Here is a 3,126-nt window from a genome sequence, read left to right as displayed (position 1 = left end):
AGGATCTGACTGTCTGTAAAATGTGCTTTTTTCATAATTTTCTCCTGTGTTTACAATAAGAGAAAATTCTACATTTGGCATCTATTATTTTTAGGGAGGATTACCAGCGCACTATTAAATTGTTGAACTAAGCCGCTACGCGGAGATCCTATTCTGACCATTTGAGCCACACTTACCTTGGGGTTATCCCATATTTGGAGGTAAGTAATGAATACACTCATTGAACAAGTCAAAACTGAAATAGCCTATCTTGGTTATTCACAAAGTACCTGTAAAAGTTACTGCGAGCATTTACTTAAACTCAGCCATTATTTTAATAAACCACTCGATTTAATTACTGATGATGAGCTGAATATCTTTTTTAAAGATCCCGCTATTCGCAAGCTCTCCAGAGCGAGTCAAAAAATACAAATAAACAGCATTTGGTTTCTGTTTAAGAATATTTTACATCGCCCACTGAACTTAGACATAGCCTTGCCTAAAGCAAAACCTCGGGCACCTACTTATTTATCGCGTGATGATATTCGACGACTTATAGAAAGTTGCACGGATATGCGCTTAAAAACATTGATAGTGGTGTGTTATGGATGTGGTTTGCGTATTGGCGAACTGCTGCGCATCAAAGTGCAAGACATCGATGGACAGCGTAAAACCATTTTAATTGAACATGGTAAAGGAGATAAGTCACGCTATGTTGTTGTATCAGATAGCGTGCTAAATCAATTACGTTGTTATTGGAAAATGTATCACCCAACGGGCTGGATGTTTTATTCACGATGGTTAATGGATAAACCCATGTCACCCTCAAGCTTCAGAAAGGCATTGAAAAAACATGCACAAATGTGTGGTTTAAAGCACTGTAATCCACATGTATTACGCCATGCTTATGCAACACATCAACTTGAGTTAGGGATGCCGCTTCATCAACTTCAACATCAGCTTGGTCACAGTGACATTAGAACCACGCAAAGTTACTTACACTGGTTACCTGAATTAGGGCATGGTGGCATTGATTTACTCGCAAGTTGGGGAAACCAATGAGCGGCTTGCACCTCGCTGATATTTTAAATTCTGGCCTTGGGAATTATCGGCAGCACCACATAATGAGTTATCAGCAGTTACGTGTCTGCCAACACCTTCAATCATGCAGAACGTGTCTGCCAACACCTTCAATCATGCAGAACGGGTCAGCTCGGTTATCAAGCATGGCAATGTGATAACTGTAGTGAAGTACAACAAATTGGGTGTAGTTGTCGAGACCGTCATTGCCCACGTTGCCAAGGGATGGCTACGGCTAAATGGGTGCAAAAACAGCAGGAAGATTTATTACCGTGTCGGTATTTCCACCTTGTTTTTACGCTCCCGCATGAGTTAAATATTATTGCGCACTACAACCCAAACGCGTTGTATCACTGTTTATTTAAAGCCGCATGGCAAACGCTGTGTAAATTTGCGAAACGAAAGAGGCATGGTCAGTTAGGTATGACAAGCGTACTGCATACGTGGGGGCAGAACTTAAGCCAGCATATTCACCTGCATTGCTTGATACCCGCAGGTGCGCTTGATAAAGCGCAATGGCATGAAATAGAAAAAGGTTATTTATACCCCGTTAAAGCATTATCAACAGTGTTTAGAGGGAAAATGCTCGCGGCGCTCAATGAATGCGATAGTTCATTCGCGAAGGTAAGCACACCAACCAAATGGTGCGTGTATAGCAAAGCCTGTTTAACGTACAGTGAAAAGCTAGTTAGTTACCTTGCTCGTTATACCCGAAAAGGCGTGATGTCAGAATCGCGATTAGTGTCAGCGACTGAAGAAACAGTGAGCTTTAAGTACCGAGATTATAAAGATAATAACCGGAATAAGGTCATGACACTGAGTTGTGACGAATTTTTACGGCGTTATTTACAACATATATTGCCCAAAGGGTTTATGCGCATTCGCCACTATGGATTTTTAGCCAATGCATGTCGTAAACAAAAGTTAGCGTTAATAAGGACTCAAGAGTCACACACATGTAAACCAGTGAAGCCAAAAACAGAAAAAGATCCATTGATACCACATTGGCCCTGTCAATCATGCAAAGTTGGCATCTTGCGATTTATTGGTATAGCAGAGTCGGATGCGGCAACAGTTACAACAGAGCGAACGAGTTAGCGGGCTAGCCTGCTTAATAGAATCAACATGTTAACCTGCTTAATTGTTCAGGCTAATAGCGGCTGTGTGTTTTAATAATATGGTTGCTTATCAAGCTAAATTTAGGTGTAATAAGGACATAATAAACGCTGAGCAATGCAGGGACAGCTTAGATACGATATACGCGTCAATGAAATTGGCTAAATATCGGTTAGGCCATAAAAAGCAAATTCCCATAGCATAAACAATACCAACGCGAACACACCGAGCAGGTAGCGCCTCAGTCCAACAAGCGATTATGCAACACAAACTGCGTGTTGCATAAATACTAAAGTGTTAAGTGTCACGATGATAAGGAGTTCAGATGCAAGAAAGAATGGCGAATACTGAGCGTGAAGAACAAATTGAAAACTTGCGTAAAAAGACGGAAAAAGTCCAAAAATTCACTTCAACTATTGCAGGTGTTATTTCAGCAGTAGCTGTAGGAGTTACAGTCTCTTTATCATCTGGAATTTTTTTCGATCAAAAAACAACTTATACACGAGCAGAGCTATCGGACAAGTTAGTTATGGCTGAAGAAACCATGAAGGCTCAAAGCAAGCAACTTACTAAGTTAAAATCTGATATTAAAACAATCGACATAAGTCTCAATACATTAACAAGCCTTCCCGAAGGTAGTGAATGGAAAATAGAAGTAAGCAAAGTCTCTGAGAGTGTATCAAAAATAGACGTAAAACTAGCAGCACTTGAATCTGCATTAACGTTAAACCCTGAAAAAGCACTGGCAATACCAATTCTAAGAAAAGACTTAGACAATGCTAAGGAGTCCCTCCGTACAGAATTACTCCAAACAAAATCAGAAATTGACAGGATCTATGACCAAAATAAGTGGTTTTTAGGTCTTATGTTTACAATGGCACTAAGTGTTTTGGGAATGGCAATAAGTAGCTTTGTCGGTCGAAAAGACACTTAATCGGGTAGCCGGAGGTC

At 40.4% G+C, this 3,126-nt stretch carries 2 protein-coding genes and 1 pseudogene; all 3 read left to right on the top strand.

What is annotated here, in order from left to right; genetic code table 11:
• Window positions 1–207 precede the first annotated feature (207 nt).
• The 3 genes and pseudogenes from CWB66_RS19930 to CWB66_RS19920 all read left to right on the top strand — a co-directional run bounded on the left by CWB66_RS19930 (window position 208) and on the right by CWB66_RS19920 (window position 3,109).
• Entirely contained in the window at window positions 208–1,041 is an 834-nt protein-coding gene (locus CWB66_RS19930) for a tyrosine-type recombinase/integrase (protein ID WP_101162798.1), read from the top strand.
• Window positions 1,038–2,157: pseudogene (locus CWB66_RS19925) on the top strand (IS91 family transposase). The gene CWB66_RS19930 and the pseudogene CWB66_RS19925 overlap by 4 nt, the downstream one beginning before the upstream one ends.
• A 343-nt stretch (window positions 2,158–2,500) precedes the next feature.
• A complete protein-coding gene (locus CWB66_RS19920; RefSeq protein ID WP_138586725.1) occupies window positions 2,501–3,109 on the top strand; it encodes a hypothetical protein in 609 nt (202 codons plus the stop codon).
• Window positions 3,110–3,126 lie beyond the last annotated feature (17 nt).

The sequence above is a fragment of the Pseudoalteromonas sp. S558 genome (assembly GCF_005886635.1).
GTDB classification, from domain to species: domain Bacteria; phylum Pseudomonadota; class Gammaproteobacteria; order Enterobacterales; family Alteromonadaceae; genus Pseudoalteromonas; species Pseudoalteromonas aliena.
This window is presented reverse-complemented; position numbering and strand designations above follow the sequence as displayed.

What these genes read in the sequence shown, in the direction of transcription:
- CWB66_RS19920 (WP_138586725.1), top strand. Translation starts at nt 2,501, where the DNA reads ATGCAAGAAAGAATGGCGAATACTGAGCGTGAAGAACAAATTGAAAAC.
- CWB66_RS19930 (WP_101162798.1), top strand. Translation starts at nt 208, where the DNA reads ATGAATACACTCATTGAACAAGTCAAAACTGAAATAGCCTATCTTGGT.